Source organism: Pseudomonas sp. fls2-241-R2A-110 (genome assembly GCF_030209165.1).
Classification (GTDB): domain Bacteria; phylum Pseudomonadota; class Gammaproteobacteria; order Pseudomonadales; family Pseudomonadaceae; genus Aquipseudomonas.
The window spans coordinates 234,547-251,012 of record NZ_JARVSN010000018.1 but is presented as its reverse complement, the minus strand read 5'-3'; the positions used below and the strand labels follow the sequence as shown (position 1 = coordinate 251,012).

The following is a 16,466-nucleotide window of genomic DNA, read 5'->3' as shown; positions in this document are numbered from 1 at the left end:
CCACGTCGAGGCGTCGAACCGTCTGCGTGGGAATGCCTCAATGGACGCTCCGCGTCCGCCCCGGAAGGGACGCAGAGCGTCCCGGGCTGCATTCCCACGCAGAGCGTGGGAACGATCAGATTGCACTTACGCCTGGTGGCTAATCCGCCCATCCACCAAGGTGTAACGCACCACACCTGGCAGGCTATGGCCAATGAACGGGCAGTTCTCGCCCTTGGACAGCCAGGTTTCACCGGCAATGGTCGACGCCGCAGGGTCGAACAGCACGATGTCCGCAGGCCCACCTACCGCCAACTTGCCCGCAGGCAGGCGCAACGCCTCGGCAGGCCCTGTGCTCAAGCGTGCGAGCAGCGTCGGCAAGTCCAGCAACCCATCTTCCACCAGCGTCATCGCCAGCGGCAGCAACAGTTCAACGCTGCTGATGCCCGGCTCGGTCGCGCCGAACGGTGCCAGTTTGGCATCCCGTTCGTGCGGCTGGTGATGGCTGGAGATCGCGGAAACCACCCCGGACTTCACGGCTGCACGCAGGCCGTCGCGGTCGGCGCGGGTGCGCAGCGGCGGCTGGACGTGATAGAGGCTGCTGAAGTCGATCAGCGCTTCGTCGGTCAGAATCAGCTGATACAGCGCCACATCGGCGGTCACCGGCAGGCCGCGAGCCTGAGCCTGAGCAATCAGCGCCACACCGCGAGCGCTGGTGAGCTGGCTGAAGTGCGCGCGCACGCCGCTTTGCTCGACCAGCAGCAGGTCCCGGGCCAGGGCCACGGTTTCCGCCGTTTCCGGAATGCCCGGCAAACCGAGGAAGCTGGCGGTCGGGCCTTCGTGAGCCAAACCACCTTCGGCCAGGTCATGGTCCTGCGAGTTGAAAATAATCGTGAGGTCGAACGTCGCTGCGTATTCCAGCGCCCGGCACAGCGTGCGGGTGTTGCGGAAGCTCTCCAGACCGTTGCCGAACGCCACGCAGCCGGCATCGCGCAAGGCGACCAGTTCGGCCAGCTGTTCGCCGTCCAGGCCTTTGCTCAGCGCGCCGACCGGGAAGACTTTGGTGTTGCCGGCCTCGCGAGCGCGGTCGAGGATCAACTCGGCCACCGCCGAGGTGTCCAGCACCGGCTTGGTTTTCGGCGGACAGCACAGGCTGGTCACGCCACCGGCAGCGGCAGCGCGGGTTTCACTGACAATCGAGCCTTTGCGGCTGTAGCCCGGCTCACGCAGGGCGACGTTCAGGTCAACCAGGCCCGGGGCTGCCACCAGACCCTTGGCATCAATGGTGTCGACGGGGACAAAACCGGCCGGAGCGGCGCCCAGGGCGACGATCTTGCAGGCTTCAACATGGATATCAGTCACTTGATCCAGGCCGCTGGCAGGATCGATAACACGGGCGCCGAGAATGCTGAGCTTCACTGGGCGTTCTCCTGCTCGAATTGACGCTGGGCGGTTTGCCCGCTCATGGCCATGGACAGCACGGCCATACGAATGGCGATGCCGTAGGTCACCTGGTTGAGGATCACCGAATGCGGACCGTCGGCCACCGCCGACTCAATTTCCACCCCACGGTTGATCGGTCCCGGGTGCATGACGATACAGTCTGGCTTGGCCCCGGCCAGGCGTGCGGTGGTGAGGCCGAACAAGCGGTAGAACTCACCTTCGCTCGGCAGCAGGCCGCCGGTCATGCGCTCACGTTGCAGGCGCAACATGATCACCACGTCGACATCTTTCAGGCCTTCGGTCATGTCGGTGTAAACCTTCACGCCGTATTGCTCGATGCCAATCGGCAGCAGGGTTTTCGGCGCGATCACGCGGATGTCCGGGCAACCCAGGGTTTTCAGCGCGAGCATGTTCGAGCGCGCGACGCGTGAGTGCAGGATGTCGCCGACGATGGCCACCGAGAGGTTTTCGAAGCCGCCCTTGTGCCGACGGATGGTCAGCATGTCGAGCATGCCCTGGGTCGGATGCGCGTGACGGCCATCGCCGCCGTTGATGATCGCCACTTGCGGGCAGACATGCTCGGCTATGAAGTGCGCCGCGCCGGAGTCACCGTGACGTACGACGAACATGTCGGCGGCCATCGCTTCGAGGTTGCGCAAGGTGTCGAGCAGGGTTTCGCCCTTGCTCGCCGACGACGTCGACACGTTCAGGGTGATCACGTCGGCCGACAGCCGTTGGGCCGCCAGCTCGAAGGTGGTGCGGGTGCGGGTGGAGTTTTCGAAGAACACGTTGCACACGGTCTTGCCGCGCAGCAACGGGACCTTCTTCACCGCCCGGGCGCCAACTTCGAGGAATGAGTCGGCGGTGTCGAGGATTTCCGTCAGCAGCTCGCGGCGCAAACCGTCGAGCGAGAGGAAGTGGCGCAGCTGGCCCTGATCATTGAGCTGCAGCGGGCGCTTGGTATGTAGAGGCGTCATCGCGAGGGGGACTCTCAATAGGGCGAATTAAAGGGCGAGGTCTTGCAGTTCGAGCTTGAGTTCGGGGCCGGACAGCTTCACGCGCTCGTGGGCCGGCAGGGACAGGGTCGCACCGACCACGTTCGGGCGGATCGGTAGTTCGCCGGCGTCCAGGTCCAGCAGGCACACCAGCGTCACGCTGGCCGGGCGGCCGTAGTCGAACAGTTCATTCATCGCGGCGCGGATGGTGCGGCCACTCATCAACACGTCGTCAATCAGCACCAGGTGCTGGCCTTCGATCTCGAACGGCAATGCCGAAGGGCGCACTTGCGGGTGCAGGCCGTTCTGGCTGAAGTCGTCACGATAGAAGGACACGTCCAGGGTGCCGAGCGGCGCATCGCTGCCCAGCTCATCGAGCAACGCCTGGGCGACCCAGACGCCACCGGTGCGAATACCGATGTAACGCGGTGCGCTGATGCCACGGTGTTCCAGGTATGCCTTGAGACGGATCGCCATCTGGCTGATCAGTTCGGCGGGATTGGGCAGGCTCATGGTTGCTCCTTCTTGGGCCCGAGCCGGATGTTGCTTGAGTGATGGCTCGGGTTGTCGCTATAGAGAGTCGCTTGCGGCGGCTCTTCAGAATTAGATGCAGTCAGGACTCGAACAGCGCGCTGTTTTCGTCGAGCCAGCCTTGCAGCAGCAGGGCTGCGGCGATGGCATCGACCGGGTTATCGCGGTAACTGCCCTTTTGCCCGCCGCGATCACGGCGCTCGCCCTTGGCTTCGAACGTGGTCAGGCGCTCATCGTGGGTATAGAAGGGCAGGTTGTAGCGGCCGTTCAAGCGGCGGGCAAATTTCTCGGCGCGCAGGCACATGTCGCTGGGCGTGCCGTCCATGTTCAGCGGCAGGCCGACCACCACGGCATCGGGTTTCCATTCCTTGATCAGCGCTTCGACCTGATTCCAGTCGGGAATGCCGTTTTGCGCCTTCAAGGTGCACAGTTCGCGGGCCTGGCCGGTAATCACCTGGCCGACCGCCACGCCGATCTGTTTGGTGCCGTAGTCGAAACCCAGAATCAGGCGCAGGGCCATCAGGCGTGCCCCGCCTGACTGGTGAGCAGGCTGAGGTTGACGCCGAGGCGCTTGGCCGCTGCTTCCAGGCGAAGTTCGCTGCTGGTGTTGAACAGGATGGCGGCATCGAACGGGCAGGTCAGCCAGGCGTTCTGTGCCAGCTCGGCCTCCAGTTGCCCGGCTTCCCAGCCGGCATAACCGAGGGCAATCAGGCTTTTCGGTGGGCCGACGCCATCGGCAATGGCGAACAGCACGTCCTGGGAGGTCGACAAGGAAAGATCGCCCTCCAGATCAACGGTCGCCTGAAACGTCTTGCCCGAGGGGTGCAGGACAAAACCGCGATCGGTCTGCACAGGGCCGCCGATGAAGATCGGCACATGCTGGCAGAGCGTCGGCGGTTCGATATCGGGGCGCAGTTGCTCGAGGATATCGGCCAGATTCAAGTCTTGCGGACGGTTGACCACCAGCCCCATGGCGCCATTGGCCGTGTGCTCGACGATGTAGGTCAAGGTGTGCGCAAAATTCGGGTCGGCCATGTGAGGCATGGCGATCAGGAAGTGATGCTTGAGGTAGCTGGGGCTGACGTTCTTCATGTGCGCTAGTGTGGCGTTGGAGGGGCAAACTGACAAGCTGGGGATGCACAGGAAATGCCGCAATTTGGTAGTCGACGCAGATCAAATGTGGGAGCGAGCTTGCTCGCGATGACGGATTTACATTCAGCATTGATGTCGAATATAGACCGCTATCGCGAGCAAGCTCGCTCCCACAGGGGTTATGTGGTGGTCAGTTACTGGATAGCCTGTCCCCAGGGGCAAACTTCCACGTGCGGATGATTTCCAGCCGGTCGATATCCGACAAATCCCCGGTAAACGGTGAAAACGGTGCCGCCAGTCGCACAATTCGCTGGGCCGCCTGATCCAGCAGCGGTTGCCCGGAGGATTCGAGCACCAACACTTCATACAGCGAGCCGTCGCGGTTGATCGAGACCATCAGTCGCAAATTGCCGTAGATCTGCTTGCGCCGCGCTTCGTCGGGGTAGTTCAGGTTGCCGATACGCTCGACCTTCTTGCGCCATTCGTCTTTGTACCAGGCGCCCTTGTCGCGCATGGTCGAGGCCGCGCTCAGGCGGTGAATGCGCGGGCGCTTGGCGTATAGCTGCTGTTCGTTGGCCAGTTCCGCTTCCAGGCTGGCGATGTCACTGGACAGTTGTTCACTGTCGAACGTCGGCGCGGCCACGGCGGGTTTGGTCTGGGGTTTGACCTCTTCTGTCTTGGCGGCGGCTTTTTTCGGCTTCGGCGCGATGGTCGTCACAGCTGCCTTGGGCGGCGCTTCCTGCACTTCGGGCTTGGCGGCTGGCGGCGGGGTGACTTTTTGCACCTTGTTGTCCTGGAAAGGCGCGATCTCGGTGGTCTTGGGGATGGCCTTTTTATCCAGGGTGCCGCTGCCTTCCTGATTTTCCTGGGCAAGGAAATCGGCTTTCGCAGGCTTCTTTTCGCTTTTGAAGGTGGCGAGGGTGATTTCCAGGGTTTTGCTGATCTGCTTGGGTTCGACCATCGTAAAGCCGACGCCCAGCAGCAAGGCCAAGTGAATCAGCGCCGCGAGAAACAGGGTAAATCCGAGGCGATCGGCCGGGCGCACGCCACGATGGGCGAGTTCAACGGGAAGATCGGACGGGAGTGTCATGACAAGAAAACCAACATCGCGTTTTTCACAAGCCGCGCATGATAACGCAATGTTGGTTGCACCTTGGCTGTTCTATATCAACGAGCCTTGAGCTTCTGATCGATGGCATCCATCAGCAGGCCACCGATGTCGGTGCCGAAGGCATTATCAATCTCGCGAATGCAGGTTGGGCTGGTGACGTTGATCTCCGTCAGGTGCTCGCCGATCACGTCCAGGCCGACGAACAGCAGGCCTTTTTCACGCAGGGTCGGGCCGACTTGCGCGGCGATCCAGCGATCCTTGTCGGTCAACGGACGCGCTTCGCCACGGCCACCGGCCGCGAGGTTGCCACGGGTTTCACCCGCCGCCGGAATCCGTGCCAGGCAATAATCCACCGGCTCGCCGTCGATCATCAGGATGCGTTTGTCGCCATTGACGATTTCCGGCAGGTAACCCTGGATCATGATCTGCTGCTTGCCATGCAAGGTCAGGGTTTCAAGGATCACCGACAGGTTCGGGTGACCGGCGGTGTGACGGAAGATCGACGAACCGCCCATGCCGTCCAGCGGTTTGAGAATGACGTCGCCGTGGTGATCGGCGAACTCGCGCAGTACGTCCGGGCGACGGCTGACGATGGTCGGCGGCGTGCATTGCGGGAACAACGTGGCAAACAGCTTTTCATTGCAGTCGCGCAGGCTCTGCGGCTTGTTGACCACCAGCACGCCCGCGCGCTCGGCTTGCTCGAGCAGGTAAGTGGAGTAGACGAACTCCATGTCGAATGGCGGATCCTTGCGCATCAGGATCACGTCCAGATCGCTCAACAGGGCGTCGGTCTCGGCGTCCAGTTCGAACCATTTTTGCGGATCGGCGAACACTTTCAGCGGACGCATCCGCGCCCGGGCTTCGCCCTCGGCCTGGTACAAATCGGCCTGTTCCATATAGAACAGTTCCCAGCCACGCTTCTGCGCGGCCAGCAGCATGGCCAGCGAACTATCCTTTTTATAGGAAATGCTGGCGATAGGGTCCATGACAATCCCGACGCGAACGCTCATGGGTTTTTCCTCGAAATAGGGTGGTCCGAATGGACACGAAAAAGTGGCGTCAGATTGGCGCCCACCGTGTTCCCGGTCAAGGAAAAACCACCGCGCAGGTCACCCGATAGATTGCATTTGGAGACTGTGCTAAAAAGGCTGCCATGTCATGCTGGCCCTTGAGTATCAAGGGTTTCGAGCCACCGAAGATCCGTAATCGGACAAATTGATTCGCAAAGGCGACGGTAGAGCATTTATGGAACAGCATTCCAGCGCCTTGAAGGTCATGGTGATCGACGATTCGAAAACGATTCGCCGCACCGCCGAAACGCTGTTGAAGAATGTGGGTTGTGAAGTCATCACGGCCATCGACGGTTTTGATGCCCTGGCCAAGATTGCCGACAACCACCCTGGCATTATCTTTGTCGACATCATGATGCCGCGCCTGGATGGCTATCAGACCTGCGCTTTAATCAAGAACAACAGTGCGTTCAAGTCCACGCCAGTGATTATGCTGTCGTCCAAGGACGGGCTGTTTGACAAGGCCAAGGGGCGCATTGTCGGCTCCGACCAGTTTTTGACCAAGCCTTTCAGCAAGGAAGAACTGCTGAACGCGATCCAGGCCCATGTTCCGGGCTTTGCCGCCGTTTTGCCGCAGTAGGACACTCACAGTGACGCTCGGCCAGTGGGTCCGGCGTCGACAAGAATGGGGAAGACCATGGCACGTATTCTGATCGTCGATGACTCGCCGACCGAAATGTACAAACTGACCGGCATGCTGGAAAAGCACGGTCATGAAGTGTTGAAAGCCGAAAACGGCGCCGACGGCGTGGCCCTGGCTCGTCAGGAAAAACCGGACGCGGTCCTGATGGACATCGTCATGCCCGGCCTCAATGGCTTCCAGGCGACCCGTCAGCTGACCAAAGACCCGGAAACCGGGCACATTCCGGTGATCATCATCACCACCAAGGATCAGGAAACCGACAAGGTCTGGGGCACGCGCCAGGGCGCCAGGGACTACCTGACCAAACCGGTCGACGAAGACACCCTGATCAAAACCCTGAACGCCGTGCTACCTGATTGATTGCCCCGTCATGACCGAGTCGCTGACGGCGTTCGAACGGCTGCTGCAGATTGATCAGCGCTGTCGCCTGCTGGCGGCGGATTTGCCGTCGCAGCCGACCCGACAGGACCGTTGGAGCGGTATCGGGTTTCGTCTGGGCGAGGCCTGGTATGTCGCGCCGATGGGCGAAGTCAGCGAGGTCCTGCATGAACCGCGCTTCACTCAGCTTCCAGGGGTGAAACCCTGGGTCAGGGGCGTGGCCAACTTGCGCGGGCGATTGCTGCCGATCATGGACTTGTGTGGTTTCTTTGCGGGTAATGAAACCAGCCATGAACTGTCAGCGGTGCGCAAACAACGTCGCGTGTTGGTGGTGGAGCATAACGAGGTGTTTGCCGGGTTGCTGGTCGATGAAGTCTTCGGCTTGCAGCACTTTGACCAGGACAGCCTGAAGCCGGCAGCGACCTTGAGTGGCTCGATAGCTCCGTTCATCAAAGGCCGTTTTCAGCGTGAACAGGATTGGCAGGTGTTCAGCCCGTTTGCGTTGGCGCAATCGCAGAGCTTTATGCATGTGGCGGTGTAACTGAATCGCCCTCTATTTAATGTGGGAGCGAGCCTGCTCGCGATTCAGGCACCGCTGACATCAGATCTACCGCGTTATCGTTCAATCGCGAGCAGGCTCGCTCCCACCGGGGATCTTCGGTGGGTTCTAAAGGTTGGTTAACAGGCGAGGACCGATGATCAAAACAACAACAGGCAAGCCGGAAGCATCGCGCAGCCGCTCGCAGATCATCGTGCTGTTCATCGCGCTGATCATCTTCATCATGCTGCTGTTCGCCAACTTCGCTTACCTCAATACGCAAGCCTCGTACGACAAGCAGTACATCGGCCACGCCGGCGAGCTGCGCGTGTTGTCCCAGCGCATTGCCAAGAACGCCACCGAAGCCGCCGCCGGCAAGGCAGCGGCGTTCAAGTTGCTAAGCGATGCGCGCAACGATTTTGCCCAGCGCTGGGGTTACCTGAAGAAGGGCGACCCGGCAACCGGTCTGCCGCCAGCACCGTCCACCGTGCGCCCGGAAATGCGCGCCGTGCAGCAGGACTGGGAGCGTCTGCTGAAAAACACCGATGCGATCCTCTCCAGCGAGCAGACCGTGCTGTCGCTGCATCAGGTCGCCGCGACGCTGGCCGAAACCGTGCCGCAGTTGCAGGTCGAGTACGAAAAAGTCGTCGAAATCCTCCTGCAGCGGGGGGCTCCGGCCGCTCAGGTGGCCATGGCCCAGCGTCAGTCGTTGCTGGCCGAACGTATTCTGGGCGCGGTCAACACCGTGTTGTCCGGCGATGAAAACTCACAGCAAGCCGCTGATGCGTTCGGTCGTGACGCCGCGCGATTCGGTCAGGTGCTCAACGGCATGCTCCAGGGCGATGCGGCATTGCGGGTCAGCCAGGTCGAAGACCGCGATGCGCGTGCTCGCTTGACCGAGATTTCCGAGTTGTTCGAGTTTGTCTCCGGCTCGGTGGATGAAATCCTCGAAACCTCGCCGGAGCTGTTCAAGGTTCGTGAATCGGCGACCAATATCTTCACCCTGTCGCAAACCCTGCTCGACGAAGCCTCGCACCTGGCCACCGGGTTTGAGAACCTTGCCGGCGGGCGCGACACCGATACCCTCGGCGGCTACGTGCTGGGCTTGTTGGCGCTGATGTCGATCATCCTCATCGGCCTGGTGATGGTGCGCGAAACCAATCGCCAGCTGCGTGAAACCGCCGAAAAAAACGAACGCAACCAGACCGCGATCATGCGCCTGCTCGACGAGATCGAGGATCTGGCCGATGGCGACTTGACCGTGACCGCCTCGGTGACCGAAGACTTCACCGGAACCATCGCCGATTCGATCAACTATTCCGTCGATCAACTGCGTGATCTGGTCGCGACCATCAACCTCACCGCCGGCCAAGTGGCCGCTGCCGTGCAGGAGACCCAGGCCACCGCCATGCACCTGGCCCAGGCCTCGGAGCATCAGGCGCAACAGATCAGCGAAGCGTCCACCGCGATCAATGACATGGCCCAGTCCATTGATCAAGTGTCGGCCAACGCCGCCGAATCCTCGGCGGTAGCCGAGCGCTCGGTGGAAATCGCCAACAAGGGTAACGAGGTGGTGCACAACACCATCCACGGTATGGACAACATTCGCGAACAGATCCAGGACACCGCCAAGCGCATCAAGCGTCTTGGCGAGTCTTCTCAGGAAATTGGCGATATTGTCAGCTTGATTGACGACATTGCCGACCAGACCAACATCCTCGCGCTCAACGCGGCCATTCAGGCTTCCATGGCCGGTGACGCCGGGCGCGGTTTTGCGGTGGTGGCCGACGAAGTGCAGCGCCTGGCCGAGCGCTCGTCCGCCGCGACCCGGCAGATCGAAACCCTGGTGCGGGCGATTCAGGCTGACACCAACGAAGCGGTCATTTCGATGGAGCAAACCACCACCGAAGTGGTGCGTGGCGCGCGTCTGGCGCACGATGCCGGAGTGGCCCTGGAAGAAATCGAAGGGGTGTCCAAGACCCTGGCGGCGCTGATCCAGAGCATTTCCAATGCCGCGCAGCAGCAGACGTCTTCGGCCGGTCAGATTTCCCTGACGATGAACGTGATCCAGCAGATCACCACGCAGACCTCGTCGGGTTCTACCGCCACCGCCGAAAGCATCGGTAATCTGGCGAAAATGGCCAGCCAGCTGCGGCGTTCAGTGTCCGGTTTCACCTTGCCGGCCGCCACGGTGCAGGCTGCGGACAAAGTGTGACGCGCCGCTGGGCGAATGCTTTTTCTTGAGTAGAGCAGTGATTTGGAGTGGTTATGGGTGATCGGCACGACTATGTGGCCCTTGAATGGGTCAAAGGCGAGATTGCCGAAACGCTGAAAGTGGCTCATCAGGCTATCGAAAACCTGCTGGATGACCCGCAGGCGACGCACATGCTGAGCGATTGCCTGGCGTGCATCCACCAGGTTCACGGCAGTTTGCAGATGGTCGAGTTCTACGGCGCGGCCTTGCTCGCCGAAGAGATGGAGCAACTGACAAGCGCCTTGCTGAACAACCGCGTCAGCCATCGCGACGAGGCGATTCATCTGTTGATGCAAGCACTCGGACAATTGCCGATCTACCTCGACCGGGTACAAGGCGCGCGCCGCGATTTGCCCTTGGTCGTGTTGCCGTTGATCAATGACCTGCGCAGCGCCCGGGGTGAAAACCTGTTATCGGAAACCAGTCTGTTCAGCCCGCAGTTGCCGGACCTGCCGCCGCTCGACGAAGAATCGCTGGCACTGCTGGAGCCGGCGGATCTGCCGAATGTGCTGCGCAAGTTGCGACAAATGTTGCAGATGGCCCTGGTTGGATTGCTGCGTGAGCAGGATGGCGAGACCAACCTCGATTACCTGGCCAAGGTTTTTTCACGCCTGGAAGGGCTGTGCGCCGATGCGCCGCTGAGCCCGTTGTGGCATGTTGCCTCGGCGCTGGTCGAAGGCATGCACGCAGGCGTGATCGCCAACAGTCCGGCCTTGCGCAGCCTGTTCAAGGACGCCGACAAAGAACTCAAGCGCCTGCTTGAACAAGGCATGAGCGCAATCAATCAGCCGGCACCGCCGGAGCTGCTTAAAAGTTTGCTGTTCTACATTGCCAAAGCCGAACACCCCACCGGGCAGATGCTGACCATGAAAGATCGCTACGGACTGGACGACGCGCTGCCTGACAGTGCAATGGTCGACGAAGAACGCGCACGCCTGGCCGGCCCCGACCGCGATGCCATGCGCTCGGTCCTGGCCGCGCTTTGTGAAGAACTGGTGCGGGTCAAGGAACGCCTTGACCTGTTCGTGCGCAGCGACCGCCAGCACACCTCGGACCTTGGCAACCTGCTGGCGCCGCTGCGGCAAATTGCCGACACCCTGGCGGTGCTGGGTTTCGGCCAGCCGCGCAAAGTGATCATCGATCAACTGGCGGTTGTGCTGAGCCTCGCTCAGGGCCAGCGCGAACCCAACGACGCGATCCTGATGGACGTTGCTGGCGCCTTGCTCTATGTCGAAGCAACGCTGGCCGGCATGGTCGGCACCGTCGAACCGGAGAGCCGCGAAGACAGTCACCTGCCAACCATCGACCTGACGCAGATCCATCAGATCGTGATCAAGGAAGCCCGCATCTGCCTGCAACAGGCCAAGGACATGATCGTCGACTACATCGACGCCGACTGGGACCGCCAGCAGTTGCAGGCATTGCCGGCGTTGCTGACCCAAGTGCGCGGCGCGCTGTCGATGATTCCGCTGAGCCGTGCGGCGAGCCTGATCGAAACCTGCAATCACTTCATCCGCGAGCATCTGCTGCTGGAACCGGGCCAGCCCGGTTGGCAGGAACTGGACAGCCTCGCTGACGTTATCACCAGCATCGAGTATTACCTTGAGCGGCTGAGCGACGACCCCGAAGCGCCGGGCGAACAACTGCTCGACGTGGCGGAAAAAAGCCTGGCCTCACTCGGGTTTTTCCCCAGCGAACAGCACGTGCCGATGCTCGAAGACGTGCTCAGCCCGACTGAAGCCCAGGTCATGCAGGACTTGCAGGCGCTGGATGATCCCGACACCGTCAAGTCGCTCGCCGATGTCCTGGCCAGCCCGGTATCGTCGGTCAATCCGCCCGCGCTGAACATTCCCGGCAGCCTGTTGCCGCCGCCCGCCGGTGAGGAACCGGTGGACGATGAACTGCGCGAAGTGTTCCTCGAGGAAACCGATGAAGTGCTGGAAGTCCTCCGGGATTATTTGCCGCGTTGGCTGGCCAATCCCGACGATCAGGCCGCCTTGAGTGAATTGCGCCGGGCATTCCACACCTTGAAAGGCAGTGGCCGGATGGTGCGTGCACTGGTGCTGGGCGAGCTGGCCTGGGCGATGGAAAACCTGCTCAACCGCGTGCTGGAGCACAGCGTTGCGCCTGGCCCTGCTGTCCAGCAACTGCTTGGCGATGCATTGAAGCTGCTGCCGAAACTGGTGGCCGAATTCGCCGCCAACGCCCAGCGCCAAAGCAACGAAGTCGACCATCTGGCTGCTCGCGCCCACGCCCTCGCCAAGGGCGAGACGCCTGCCAGCGATGAAGATACCCAGGACGTCGCGGCCCTCGATCCGCTGTTGCTCGAGATCTTCCGCAAGGAAGCCGAAACCCATCTCGCCAGCCTCAACCGCTTCCTCGATCAGGCCGCCGAGCATGTGCCGTTGCAGGCCAGCGACGAGTTGCAGCGGGCGCTGCACACCTTGAAGGGCAGCGCCTCGATGGCCGGCGTGTTGCCGGTCGCCGAACTGGCCACACCCTTGGATCAACTGGCCCGTGAATACAAAGCCCACCTGATCGCCCTCGATCTGGATGAAGTCGAGTTGCTGTTGGAAGCCGAAGGGTTGTTCCGCCTCGGGCTGCGGCAACTCAAGGATGATCCGCTGGCCGAGATTGCGGGCGCTCCTTCGTTGATCGAACGCACAAAATCGTTGCTCGCCGAACGCCTGGAAGCGCTCTTGAAGGCGCCGAGCACGGCACAACGCACCAAGCGTGATCCGCAGCTGATCAATAACTTCCTGGCCCAGGGCATGGACATCCTGCTGGACGCCGAGAGCCTGTTGCAACGCTGGCAACAACACCCCGGCGAGCGTCAGGAACTCAGCGCGTTGCTCGACGAATTGACCACCTTGGGCGAAGGCGCACACTTGGCCGATCTGCATCCGGTAGATGAACTCTGCGAAGCCTTGCTCGACCTGTACGGTGCTGTGGAGGAGAGCAGCCTGGCGGTCAGCGAGCGGTTTTTCCACGAGGCGCAAAGTGCCCATGAAGCGCTGATCAACATGCTAGACGAACTGGCTGCCGGCCAGGAAGTCAGTCCGCAACCGGAACGCATCCGGGCCTTGCGCGGCTTGCTCGATGAAAGCCTTGATCCGTCGTCCATGGGCCTGATCCGCAGCGATGGCAGCCGTACGCTGAGCATTCGCGAACTCGGCAGCGCCACCGCCGAACTGCAACAGACGGCGACTCAGGTCGAGCTGGACGATGAGATTGTTTCGATCTTCCTCGAAGAAGCGGTGGATATCCTCGAGAGTGCTGGCCAGGCCTTGCAGCGCTGGCTGGGCGATCCGGACAACGCCGCGCCGTTGTCATCCTTGCAGCGGGATTTGCACACCCTCAAGGGCGGCGCGAGGATGGCTGAGGTCGAGCCGGTCGGCGATCTGGCCCATGAACTGGAAAGTCTTTACGAAGGCTTGGTGGACCGCCGTTACAGTCACAGTGAAACCCTTGCGCAGCTGCTGCAACAGAGCCATGACCGGCTCGCGGTGCTGCTTGATCAACTGCAGAACCAGCACACGCTGAGTGCCCCGGACGATCTGATCGAGGCGATTCGCACGTTCCGACAAGGCAACGTCATCGGCGCTGACGCAGCGCATCCCGCGCCGGCCAACGACTCGCCGGGCCATGACCCCGAGCTGCTGGAGATCTTCCTCGAGGAAGGTTTCGACATCATCGAAAACTCGGGCGCGGCACTCGTGCGCTGGCAAGCCGAACCGACCAACCGCCAGGAGGTGGAAACCCTGCTGCGCGACCTGCACACGCTCAAGGGCGGCGCGCGGATGGTGGAAATTGCCCCCATCGGCGACCTGGCCCATGAACTGGAGTTTCTATACGAAGGCCTCTCCGCCGGTGTATTGCAACCGACCCCGGCGCTGTTTGCGCTTCTGCAAAGCAGTCACGACCGACTGGCGCAAATGCTCGATGCCACTCGCGCCGGGCAACCCCTGCCACCGGCCGATCGGTTGATCGATGCGATCAAGAATTTCAGTCATCCCGCTGGCCTCGATACGCCGGTGGTGGCGCCCGCCATGCCCAAGGCCGAGATTGCCTCGCCACTGAGCGAGGCCGGCGCGGACATGGTCAAGGTCTCGGCGGAACTGCTCGACGACCTGGTCAACCTGGCCGGTGAAACATCGATCTTCCGTGGCCGTGTCGAACAGCAGGTCAACGATGCGCGCGTGGCCCTGAACGAGATGGAAACCACCATCGAGCGCATGCGCGATCAACTGCGCCGGCTCGATACCGAAACCCAGGGACGGATTCTCAGCCGTCAGCAAGTCGACGCCGAACGCCTGGGCTATGAAGAATTCGACCCGCTGGAAATGGACCGTCACTCGCAGTTGCAGCAACTGTCGAGGGCGTTGTTCGAGTCCGCTTCCGACCTGCTCGACCTCAAGGAAACCCTCGACCGACGCAATCAGGACGCGGAAAACCTGCTGCAACAGCAGGGCCGCATCAACACCGAATTGCAGGAAGGCCTGATGCGCACGCGCATGGTGCCGTTCGAACGCATGCTGCCGCGCTTGAAACGCATCGTGCGCCAGGTGTCCAGTGAACTGGGCAAAGACGTTGAGTTTGTGGTCGGCAACGCCGAAGGCGAGATGGACCGCAACGTGCTTGAGCGCATGGCGGCGCCGCTGGAGCACATGCTGCGTAACGCCGTGGACCACGGCCTGGAATCGACCGAGGCGCGGATTGCGGCCGGCAAACCGGCTCAGGGCCGCATTACCCTCGACCTGTCCCGAGAAGGCGGCGACATCATTTTCGACATCCGTGACGACGGCGCCGGTGTACCGCTGGAAGCCGTGCGGCGCAAGGCGATCAAACGCGGGTTGCTGGCGCCGGACGCTGATCTCAGCGACCACGACGTGCTGCAATTCATCCTGCAACCGGGGTTCTCCACCGCCGAGAAAATCACCCAGATCTCCGGGCGTGGCGTGGGCATGGACGTGGTGCACGAAGAAGTCCGGCAGCTCGGCGGCACCATGAGCATTGATTCGGTGCCTGGGCAGGGTGTGCACTTTCGCATTCGTCTGCCGTTCACCGTTTCAGTCAACCGGGCGCTGATGGTGCAGTGCCTGGACGATCTGTACGCGATTCCACTCAACACCATCGATGGCATAGTTCGCGTGTTGCCCAACGAACTCGAAGGCCATTACCGGCTCGATCCGCCGACCTACCAATACGCCGGGCAGACGTATGAGCTGTGCTACCTGGGCGAACTGCTGAAAACCAGTACACGCCCGAAATTGCTGGGCCAGAGCCTGCCGCTGCCGGTATTGCTGGTGCAATGCAACGAACGGCACATCGCCGTGCATGTCGACGCCATGGCCGGAACCCGCGAAATCGTGGTGAAGAGCCTCGGCCCGCAGTTTGCCGCGGTGCAGGGTTTGTCCGGGGCAACGATTCTGGGGGACGGGCGGGTGGTGCTGATTCTCGACTTGCTGGCGCCGATCCGCGCCATGCAGGCGCGCGCGCCACAACGGCCGATGTCGGAAGATGTCGAGGTCGAACCGCATAAACCGCTGCTGGTGCTGGTGGTCGACGATTCGGTCACCGTGCGCAAGGTCACCAGCCGTCTGCTCGAACGTCACGGCATGAACGTGCTGACCGCCAAGGACGGTGTCGACGCCATGCTGCTGCTCCAGGAGCACATGCCCGACGTGATGCTGCTGGACATCGAAATGCCGCGCATGGACGGCTTTGAAGTGGCGGCTCAGGTGCGCGCTGATGAACGCTTGCAACACCTGCCGATCATCATGATCACCTCGCGCACCGGACAGAAACACCGCGACCGCGCCATGGCCATCGGCGTCAACGACTACCTCGGCAAGCCGTACCAGGAATCGGTGCTGCTCGAAAGCATTGCCTTATGGAGCAAAACCCATGCATGAGCATCGCACCAGCAACCTCACCGGTCTGCTGTTGCCTCTGGCCGACCGCAACCTGATCCTGCCCAACGTCGCGGTGGCGGAGCTGATCGACTATCAGCCGGGGGCGTTCGATCTGGATTCACCACCGTGGTATCTGGGGTTGGTGGCGTGGCGGGACCGGCAGATTCCGTTGCTCAGTTTCGAGTCGGCGTGCGGCCAGAAAATCGTCATCGGCGAACGGGCCCGAATCGTCATTCTCAATGCCCTCGGCGGTCGACCAGAGCTGAAATTCATCGCGCTGCTGGTGCAAGGGATTCCGCGCTCTTACAAGCTCGACAGCCAGTTGAGCTATGTGGATGTTCCGTTGTGTCCACTGGAACAGGCGGCGGTGCAGGTGGGGGAGCAAGTGGCCAAGGTGCCGGATTTGCTGGCGCTGGAGGAGTTGCTTGTTAAAGCAGGGTTAGCCCACTGATCGTTCCCACGTCGAGGCGTCGAACCGTCTGCGTGGGAATGCAGCCCGGGACGCTCCGCGTCCCAT

The 16,466-nt window shown here is 61.7% G+C and carries 13 protein-coding genes; 6 read left to right on the top strand and 7 right to left on the bottom strand.

The annotated features are described in order from the left end of the window. Positions 1-126: 126 nt before the first annotated feature. The 7 genes from QRN31_RS15180 to gshB all read right to left on the bottom strand — a co-directional run bounded on the left by QRN31_RS15180 (position 127) and on the right by gshB (position 6,161). On the bottom strand, positions 127-1,398 hold the full coding sequence (locus QRN31_RS15180; protein ID WP_285432819.1) for a dihydroorotase: 1,272 nt from the start codon (positions 1,396-1,398) through the stop codon (positions 127-129). After that, positions 1,395-2,399, bottom strand: coding sequence for an aspartate carbamoyltransferase catalytic subunit (locus QRN31_RS15175; protein WP_285432817.1), 1,005 nt, complete (start codon positions 2,397-2,399; stop codon positions 1,395-1,397). The genes QRN31_RS15180 and QRN31_RS15175 overlap by 4 nt, the downstream gene beginning before the upstream one ends. Before the next feature lie 27 nt (positions 2,400-2,426). Then, on the bottom strand, positions 2,427-2,930 hold the full coding sequence (gene pyrR / locus QRN31_RS15170) for a bifunctional pyr operon transcriptional regulator/uracil phosphoribosyltransferase PyrR (protein ID WP_285432816.1): 504 nt from the start codon (positions 2,928-2,930) through the stop codon (positions 2,427-2,429). Positions 2,931-3,030: 100 nt separating this feature from the next. Beyond that, positions 3,031-3,468: a Holliday junction resolvase RuvX gene (ruvX, locus tag QRN31_RS15165; RefSeq protein ID WP_090178626.1), complete on the bottom strand. Its 438-nt coding sequence runs from the start codon at positions 3,466-3,468 to the stop codon at positions 3,031-3,033. Beyond that, positions 3,468-4,040: a YqgE/AlgH family protein gene (locus QRN31_RS15160; protein ID WP_090178629.1), complete on the bottom strand. Its 573-nt coding sequence runs from the start codon at positions 4,038-4,040 to the stop codon at positions 3,468-3,470. Before QRN31_RS15160 ends, ruvX begins: the two co-directional genes overlap by 1 nt. Before the next feature lie 190 nt (positions 4,041-4,230). After that, positions 4,231-5,130, bottom strand: coding sequence for an energy transducer TonB (locus tag QRN31_RS15155; protein WP_285432811.1), 900 nt, complete (start codon positions 5,128-5,130; stop codon positions 4,231-4,233). A 77-nt stretch (positions 5,131-5,207) separates the two neighbouring features. Then, a complete protein-coding gene (gshB, locus tag QRN31_RS15150) occupies positions 5,208-6,161 on the bottom strand; it encodes a glutathione synthase (protein ID WP_285432809.1) in 954 nt (317 codons plus the stop codon). Between the two features lie 235 nt (positions 6,162-6,396). On the opposite strand from gshB, the gene pilG reads away from it, so the two are divergent. From pilG to QRN31_RS15120, 6 genes are all read left to right on the top strand, one after another. Next, positions 6,397-6,801, top strand: a complete 405-nt coding sequence (pilG, locus tag QRN31_RS15145; RefSeq protein WP_008152601.1) for a twitching motility response regulator PilG — start codon at positions 6,397-6,399, stop codon at positions 6,799-6,801. 57 nt (positions 6,802-6,858) lie between these two features. Continuing rightward, on the top strand, positions 6,859-7,224 hold the full coding sequence (pilH, locus tag QRN31_RS15140; protein WP_090178641.1) for a twitching motility response regulator PilH: 366 nt from the start codon (positions 6,859-6,861) through the stop codon (positions 7,222-7,224). 10 nt (positions 7,225-7,234) lie between these two features. Then, a complete protein-coding gene (locus QRN31_RS15135) occupies positions 7,235-7,783 on the top strand; it encodes a chemotaxis protein CheW (protein ID WP_285432806.1) in 549 nt (182 codons plus the stop codon). A gap of 154 nt (positions 7,784-7,937) precedes the next feature. Beyond that, positions 7,938-9,995: a methyl-accepting chemotaxis protein gene (locus QRN31_RS15130; RefSeq protein ID WP_285432804.1), complete on the top strand. Its 2,058-nt coding sequence runs from the start codon at positions 7,938-7,940 to the stop codon at positions 9,993-9,995. Between the two features lie 53 nt (positions 9,996-10,048). Next, the gene (locus tag QRN31_RS15125) at positions 10,049-15,949 is read left to right on the top strand and encodes an Hpt domain-containing protein (RefSeq protein ID WP_285432802.1); all 5,901 of its coding nucleotides are present in this window, start codon (positions 10,049-10,051) and stop codon (positions 15,947-15,949) included. After that, positions 15,942-16,400, top strand: coding sequence for a chemotaxis protein CheW (locus tag QRN31_RS15120; protein WP_285432800.1), 459 nt, complete (start codon positions 15,942-15,944; stop codon positions 16,398-16,400). The genes QRN31_RS15125 and QRN31_RS15120 overlap by 8 nt, the downstream gene beginning before the upstream one ends. Positions 16,401-16,466 lie beyond the last annotated feature (66 nt).